The organism is Micromonospora sicca, assembly GCF_003172935.1.
GTDB classification, from domain to species: domain Bacteria; phylum Actinomycetota; class Actinomycetes; order Mycobacteriales; family Micromonosporaceae; genus Micromonospora; species Micromonospora sicca.
On record NZ_QGKS01000090.1, the window covers coordinates 1 to 7,427 of the forward strand.

Here is a 7,427-nt window from a genome sequence, read left to right on the forward strand (position 1 = left end):
GCCCTGGTCGCCGCCGCCCTGGTCGCCGCCGCCCTGGTCGCCGCCGCCCTGGTCGCCGCCGCCCTGGTCGCCGAAGTCCCCGCCCTGGTCCTGGCCGTCGCCGAAGCCCTCCTGGTAGCCGGCCTCGTAGCCGTAGCCCGGGTCGGCGAAGGCGGGCGAGAAGAGCGCGTCGGCGATCAGGATGCCGCCGAGCACGCCGGCCCCGGTGCCGAGCGCGGTCTTCCACCAGGGCGTCGAGTACCAGCCGGCGGGCACCGGACGGCCCTGCCAGTTGCCGCCCGGGTAGTAATAGGGCGTCTGGTTGCCCGGCTGCGGGCCGGCCCGGTAGGTCTGCCCCTGCACGTTGACCTCACGCTCCTTGGTGAGCATGCCGGCGCCCCGGGCGGCGGCCAGCGGCGGCAGCTCCGGGCCCGGGTCGATGCCCAGCGCGGTGCGGGCGGCCCGGATGTAGGCCAGCCCCTCCAGCGCGGTCTCCCGGGCCAGCGCGAACTGGTGCGGCGTCCCCGCCTGCTCCAGCTGCGACCCGGCCGCGTTGTACCGCTCACCGGCGTCGGCCAGCGCCTGCCGCACCGCCGGCGCGTCGCCGTGCAGGTTCATCAACTGCCCGCCGAGGCGCTCGTACCAGCGCTGCGCCTCCGCGCGGGCGTCGGCCAGCTCGGTGGCCCGCCGGGCCCTGCTCCCCCACCGCCAGAACACGAGCGCACCTCCGAGCAACAGGACCAGGATCACCCACAGGGCAGCTTCCATACCCCCGAACGTACCCACCGGGCGCTCGTCGTACCCGTTTGGCAAGCTCTCGGGCATGGACTTCGCGACGCTGGCCGTGGTGGTGCTCTGCCTCGCCGCGGGCGGCGCGGTCGGCTGGCTGGCCGCCCGGTCCCGCGCGGCCACCCAGATCGCCCGGTTGGAGGCGACCCTGGAGGCCACCCGGGCGGGCGAGGGGCGGCTGGAGCAGTCGATGCGGGCGCTCAGCTACGAGGCGACCGCCCAGTCGCAGGAGGCGGTCGCCCGGGCGGTGGCCCCGCTGCACGACACCCTCCGGCGGTACGAGCAGCGGGTCGCCGAGCTGGAGCACGACCGGGTCGACGCGTACGCCGAGCTGCGGGAGCAGGTCCGGGCGATGAGCACGGTCTCCGGGGAGCTGCGCACCGAGACCAAGCAGCTGGTGGCCGCGCTGCGGGCGCCGCAGGTGCGGGGGCGCTGGGGCGAGCACCAGCTCCGCCGGATCGTCGAGGCCGCCGGCCTGCTGGAGCACTGCGACTTCGACGAGCAGGTCACCGCCGCCACCGACCACCAGGGGGTCCGCCCCGACCTGGTGGTCCGGCTGCACGGCGGGCGCAGCGTGGTGGTCGACGCCAAGGCGCCCTTCGACGCGTACCTGACCGCGATGGAGGCGCGCGACGAGCGGGGGCGGGACACCCACCTCGACGCGCACGCGCGGCACCTGCGGGCGCACGTGGACGCGCTCGCGGCGAAGACCTACTGGGCGGCCTTCGACTCGACGCCGGAGTTCGTGGTGCTCTTCGTGCCGGCCGACCCGTTCCTCGACGTGGCGTTGCAGCGCGACCCGACGCTGCTGGAGCACGCCTTCGCCCGCAACGTGGTGCTCGCGACCCCGGCCACCCTGGTGGCGCTGTTGCGCACGGTGGCCTACTCGTGGCGGCAGGAGGCGTTGGCGCGCAACGCGGTGGCGGTGCATTCCCTGGCCCGCGAACTGTACGGGCGACTGTCCACCCTGGGCGACCACGTCGGCAAGCTCGGCGCATCGCTCGGCGGGGCGGTGACCGCGTACAACCGGGCGGTCGGGTCGCTGGAGGCGCGGGTGCTGGTCAGCGCGCGCAAGCTCGCCGAGCTGGGCGTCTCCGACCAGGAGCTGGCCACCCCGGCGCAGGTGGAGCTGGCACCCCGGCAGCCGCAGGCCCCGGAGCTGGTCGGGACCGGGAACGAGGGCGGGTCCACATCGGCCGAACGGTCAGCAGACATCGACGTTTAACACGGCCGGTGTGACGATGACGGCCGACCCACGTCACGGACCGGTCACAACCTACGTCTCGGTAGTGACATCGACGCCGGCCACCCCGAAGGATTTCGCTCACGCGTGCCCTGTTTCTGAAGGGCCCTGTTCTCTGGAGGAAGAGAACGTGAGTAAACCCCGCAACCTGAGCCGGCGTACCTCCGCCGCGCTCTTCGCCTCGGTCCTGGCGGCCGGCGCCATGACCGTGGGGGGTGGCGCCGCGACCGCGAGCGCCGCCCCCGCCACCACCCCCGACGCCTCGCAGCCGACCGCCGTCGAGACGCTGGGCGCGCACGACGCCAAGCTCCTCGACGAGGCGGAGGCGAAGCACGCCCCGACCGTCACCCTGATCATCGCCGCCAAGAAGGGGTCGGCCAAGAAGGTCGCCGACGGCCTGAAGGGCCTGGGCGCCTCCATCAGCGAGCGGTACGACCAGGTCGGCTACCTGCTGGCCAAGGTCCCCACCGCGAAGGTCCTCAAGGCCGCCACGCTGCCCGGCGTCTCCGCCGTCGACCTCGACGAGACCATCAAGCTCCCCGACCCGGCCCCCGAGGCCGCCCCGGCCGGCGCGAAGACCGCCGAGCAGGGCGAGACCCTGGCCGGCCCCGGTGGGGACACCGGCGCGGTCAACCCGTACATGCCGACCAACGAGACCGGCGCGGAGGCCTTCAAGGCCGCGCACCCGGAGTGGGACGGCCGCGGCGTCACCATCGGCATCATGGACTCCGGCATCGACCTGGACCAGCCGGCGCTGCAGAAGACCACCACGGGTGAGCGCAAGATCGTCGACTGGGTCACCGCGACGGACCCGCTCGAGGACCCCACCTGGCGTCGGATGAACAACGAGGCCACCGGCCCGACCTTCAGCATCGCGGGCGCCACCTGGACCGCCCCGGCCGGCGCCTACCGGTTCAACCTCTTCCGGGAGAACATCACCGCGGCCAGCGACCCGGCCGGTGACGTCAACCGGGACGGCGACACCACCGACGCATGGGGCATCCTCTACGACCCGGCCAACGGCAACATCTGGGTCGACGTCAACCAGAACAACAACTTCACCGATGACGAGCTGATGCGGCCGTACAAGGAGAAGTTCCAGGTCGGCCACTTCGGCACGGACAGCCCGGCCACCGCGGTCCGCGATCAGATGCCGTTCGTGGTCGAGTACCGCCGCAACGTGGACACCTCGCCGATCGGCATCCCGGGCACCTGGGACTACGTGAACATCGGCATCATCGAGGCGACCCACGGCACGCACGTCGCCGGCATCACCGCCGCCAACGACATGCTGGGCAACAGCGCCTTCGACGGCGCCGCCCCCGGCGCCAAGCTGGTCTCCGCCCGGGCCTGCTCCTGGGGCGGCGGCTGCACCGCCGCGGCGCTCACCACCGGCATGGCCGACCTGGTGATCAACCGCAAGGTCGACGTGGTCAACATGTCGATCGGCGGCCTGCCGGCGCTCAACGACGGCTCGAACGCCCGCGCGAACCTCTACAACGACCTGATCAACACGTACGGCGTGCAGATGTTCATCTCGGCCGGCAACTCCGGCCCGGGCCTGAACACCGTCGGCGACCCCTCCGTCGCCACCGACGTGGTCAGCGTCGCCGCGAACATCAGCAAGGACACCTGGCTGGCCAACTACGGCTCGGTGGTCCGCAAGGACAACGCGCTGTTCAACTTCTCCTCGCGCGGCCCGCGTGAGGACGGCGGCTTCAAGCCGAGCATCTCCGCCCCCGGCTCGGCCATCTCCACCGCGCCGACCTGGCAGCCGGGCAACCCGGTCCCCGAGGCCGGCTACCCGCTGCCCCCGGGCTACCAGATGCTGAACGGCACCTCGATGGCCTCCCCGCAGGCCACCGGCGCCGCCGCGCTGCTGCTGTCGGCCGCGAAGGCGACCGACAAGGGCGTCACCCCGGCCGCGCTGCGCCGGGCCATCTACACCTCCGCCAAGCCGATCGCCGGCGTCCCGACGTACGGCCAGGGTTACGGCATGTTCAACGTGCCGGGCGCGTGGGGCCTGCTGGCCGCGGGCGTGCAGACCCGGAGCTACACCTCCGCGGCGCCGGTCTGCACCGAGCTGTCGGAGAACCTGACCAGGTACAACAAGGCCTCCGGCGAGTTCGAGCCGACCCCGAACGTGGGCACCGGCGTCTACAACCGCTGCGCTGCTGACCGCGGCGGCCAGAAGGTCAAGGAGAGCCGCTACTACGAGGTCAAGCTGACCCGGACCAGCGGCCCGAACAAGGGCGTCGCGCACAACGTCGCGTTCCGCGGCAACGACGGCACGTTCACCGCGCCGCAGGTCGTGTGGCTGCCGCTGAACAAGACCGTCACCGTCAAGGTCAAGGCGAAGCCGCTGACCGCGGGGGCGCACGGCGCGATCATGACGATCGACGACCCGGCCACCTCGGTGGTCGACTTCGAGGTCTCCACCGTCGTGGTCGCCTCGAACGCGGTCTCCGCCCCGGAGTACTCCTTCTCCGGCGGGGGTTCGGTCGAGCGGAACAGCTTCACCTCGTACTTCGTGACGGTGCCGCAGGGCGCGGGCGCGCTCCAGGTCAACCTCTCCGGCATCGCGACCGGTTCGCAGACCCGGTTCATCGCCGTCAACCCGTACGGCGTTCCGGTGGAGAGCACCGCGAGCACCGCCTGCTACACCAACTTCTCCGACGCCGCCGCCTGCAAGCCGCAGGAGCGGGACTACCAGAACCCGATCGCGGGGGTCTGGGAGATCGAGGTGGAGTCGCGGCGGACCTCGCCGGCCCTGGACAACCCGTTCCAGCTCCAGGCTCGGGTGCAGGGCGTCAAGGTCGAGCCGGCCGTGGTCGAGCTGCCGGCGGTCACCGCCGGCGCCCCGACCGAGGTGAGCTGGGGCCTGACCAACACGTTCGGCCCGGTCCAGGTGACCGGCGTGGGTGGCCCGCTCTCCAGCGTGCGCGCCGAGCGGCCGACCATCGCCGAGGGCGCCGTCCAGGAGTACCTGGTGGACGTCCCGGCGGGGGCGACCTCGTTCACCGCCCGGATCGGCAACACCGCCAACCTGGGCGCCGACCTGGACCTGTACGTCTTCCTCGGCACCACCGAGGTCGGCCGCGCGGCCGACGGTGACTCCGAGGAGGCGGTGACCCTGAAGAACCCGGCCGCCGGCACCTACCGGGTCCGGATCGACGGGTACGCCGTCGACGGCCCGGGCACCAGCACCGCGTACGACTACCGGGACTCCTTCTCGGCTACGGCGCTGGGCTCGCTGTCCGCCCCGAACACCCCGCTGTCCCTGGCCAACGGCGCCACCGCCACCCTCACGGGTACGGTGACCGCCCTGGCCGCCCCGGCCGCCGGTCGCGAGCTCTACGGCGACCTGGCCGTCACCACCACCGAGGGCGCGGTCGTCGGCCGCGGCTCGGTGGCCATCGGCTCGGTGAACTGACCGCCCGCTGAACCAAGGAGCCCCGCCCCCGTTCCCGGGGGCGGGGCTCCGCCCGTTCCGGCCGGGACCACCCCTGTGATCATGAAATTGTTGTCGCGACACGTCCCGGCGGGTGACAACAACTTCATGATCGACCCGGGGGAGGCCGGGGAGGGCTGGTCAGCGCCGGGTGCCAGAGGTCAGGCGGGGCGGGCGGCTGCGACGACGAAGGGGGTGCCCTGTTGGCAGGTGGTCATCATGCCGGGCTGGGAGCGGCCGGTGACCGTGACCCGGGCGCCGGGCTTCAGCACGTCGCGGGGGCCGCCGATGAGCAGGTTGCCGTCGAGCAGCAGGCAGTTGGGCTCGACCCCGGCCTGGATGGTGCCGGTGAGGGTGGTGTCACCCGCCGGCGGGGGCTTCGTCGGACCGGGGGTGCCCTTGGGCGGCTTCGTGGGCAGCGGGTCGACCGGGTTCTGCGGGTCGTTCGGGCTGTTGGTCGGGTTCGGGTTCGGCTGGCTGGTCACCGGGGCTGCTCCCGTCGGGGTGGCGGTGCCGTCCGTACCGGCCTGGCCGCCGCAGGCGCTCAGCGCCGCGCAGACGACCAGGGCGGGGACGGCGAGCCGAAGGTTCCTCATACCCGTATCGGACGTACGGCTGGGGTGGTTCGTTCCCGGCGGCCGGTCAGCCCTGCGCGGCGGTCGCGGCGGCCTTCATGTCCCGCTTGAGCTCCTGCGGCAGCGAGAAGGTCAGCCGCTCGTTGGCGGTGGTGATCTCCTCGACGTCGGTGAAGCCCCGCTCGGCCAAATGCGCGAGCACCTGCTGGACCAGCTCGTCGGGCACGCTGGCGCCGGAGGTGACACCGACCGTGCCGGCGCCGGCCAGCCAGGCGTCGTCGATCTCGTCGGCGAAGTCGACCAGGTGACCGGCGCGGGCGCCGGCGTCCAGGGCGACCTCGACCAGGCGCACCGAGTTGGAGGAGTTGCGCGATCCGACGACGATCACCACGTCGCAGTCGGGGGCGATCTCCTTCACCACGTGCTGCCGGTTGGAGGTCGCGTAGCAGATGTCGTCGCTGGGCGGCGACTGGAGCAGCGGCAGCCGAGACTTGAGCCGGGCCACCGTCTCCAGCGTCTCGTCCACAGACAAGGTGGTCTGCGAGAGCCAGACGACCTTGTTCGGGTCGCGCACGGTGACCTTGTCGGCCCCGTCCGGGCCGTCGACCAGCTGGATGTGCGCGGGGGCCTCACCGGCGGTGCCGACGACCTCCTCGTGCCCCTCGTGGCCGATCAGCAGGATGTCGTAGTCCTCGGCGGCGAACCGCTTGGCCTCCTGGTGCACCTTGGTGACCAGCGGGCAGGTCGCGTCGATCGCCTTGAGCGAGCGCGCCCTGGCCTGCTCGTAGACCTCGGGGGCCACGCCGTGCGCGGAGAAGATCACGGTGGCGCCCTCGGGCACCTCCTCGTTCTCCTCCACGAAGATCGCGCCCTTGGCCTCCAGGGTCTGCACCACGTGCTTGTTGTGCACGATCTGCTTGCGCACGTAGATGGGCGCGCCGTAGAGCTTCAGCGCCTCCTCGACGGTCTGCACCGCCCGGTCCACGCCCGCGCAGTAGCCGCGAGGCTTGGCCAGGAGCACGCGCTTGCCGGTCCGGGAAGTCGTCTCAGCCTGAGTCACCCGCCCATCCTACGTGCCCGGTTTTCCGACGGCAGCGGCTGCGACCCGCGCCACATAAGGCCGCACGGGCTGGCGGAATGACCGGACCGGCAGCGCGCGGGGCCACCGGAGACCCCTGCACGGGTACGAGAGGACGCGCGCCCTGGTGATCCAGAAGACCCCTGACGAGATCGAGCTGATGGCCCGGGCGGGTTCCGTCCTGGCCGAGGTGCACGAGGTGCTGGCCGAGGCGGCCGCCCCCGGCGTCACCACCCCGGAGCTGGACGCGCTCGCCGCCGAGATCGCGGCCGAGGCGGGCCCCGGGTCCTCACCGCCCGCCCCACGGAGACC

5 protein-coding genes and 1 pseudogene are annotated in these 7,427 nt (G+C 72.6%); 3 read left to right on the forward strand and 3 right to left on the reverse strand.

Features of this window, described 5'->3' with window-relative positions:
* On the reverse strand, positions 1-747 hold a 747-nt coding region (locus tag DKT69_RS03200; protein WP_109800104.1), incomplete at its 3' end, for a hypothetical protein.
* A gap of 55 nt (positions 748-802) precedes the next feature.
* Here DKT69_RS03200 and DKT69_RS03205 point away from each other — a divergent pair.
* Both DKT69_RS03205 and DKT69_RS03210 read left to right on the forward strand, forming a co-directional pair.
* Complete coding sequence (locus tag DKT69_RS03205; RefSeq protein WP_109800105.1) at positions 803-1,993, forward strand: DNA recombination protein RmuC; 1,191 nt, start codon at positions 803-805, stop codon at positions 1,991-1,993.
* Positions 1,994-2,141: 148 nt separating this feature from the next.
* Positions 2,142-5,444 carry a S8 family serine peptidase gene (locus DKT69_RS03210; protein ID WP_109800106.1) on the forward strand — a complete coding sequence of 1,101 codons (3,303 nt, stop codon included), beginning with the start codon at positions 2,142-2,144 and terminating at the stop codon, positions 5,442-5,444.
* Positions 5,445-5,623: 179 nt separating this feature from the next.
* Here DKT69_RS03210 and DKT69_RS03215 read toward each other — a convergent pair whose 3' ends face one another.
* Together DKT69_RS03215 and DKT69_RS03220 are read right to left on the reverse strand one after the other, a co-directional pair.
* The gene (locus DKT69_RS03215) at positions 5,624-6,058 is read right to left on the reverse strand and encodes a hypothetical protein (protein WP_109800107.1); all 435 of its coding nucleotides are present in this window, start codon (positions 6,056-6,058) and stop codon (positions 5,624-5,626) included.
* 46 nt (positions 6,059-6,104) lie between these two features.
* Entirely contained in the window at positions 6,105-7,097 is a 993-nt protein-coding gene (locus tag DKT69_RS03220) for a 4-hydroxy-3-methylbut-2-enyl diphosphate reductase (RefSeq protein ID WP_109800108.1), read from the reverse strand.
* Positions 7,098-7,242: 145 nt separating this feature from the next.
* Between DKT69_RS03220 and DKT69_RS03225 the strand changes: the two are divergent.
* Positions 7,243-7,427, forward strand: a pseudogene (locus DKT69_RS03225) (hypothetical protein); the annotation flags it as partial.

Bases quoted from the DNA above. Each gene is read 5' to 3' on its own strand.
- DKT69_RS03205 (WP_109800105.1), top strand. From the start codon at position 803: ATGGACTTCGCGACGCTGGCCGTGGTGGTGCTCTGCCTCGCCGCGGGC.
- DKT69_RS03215 (WP_109800107.1), bottom strand. From the start codon at position 6,058: ATGAGGAACCTTCGGCTCGCCGTCCCCGCCCTGGTCGTCTGCGCGGCG.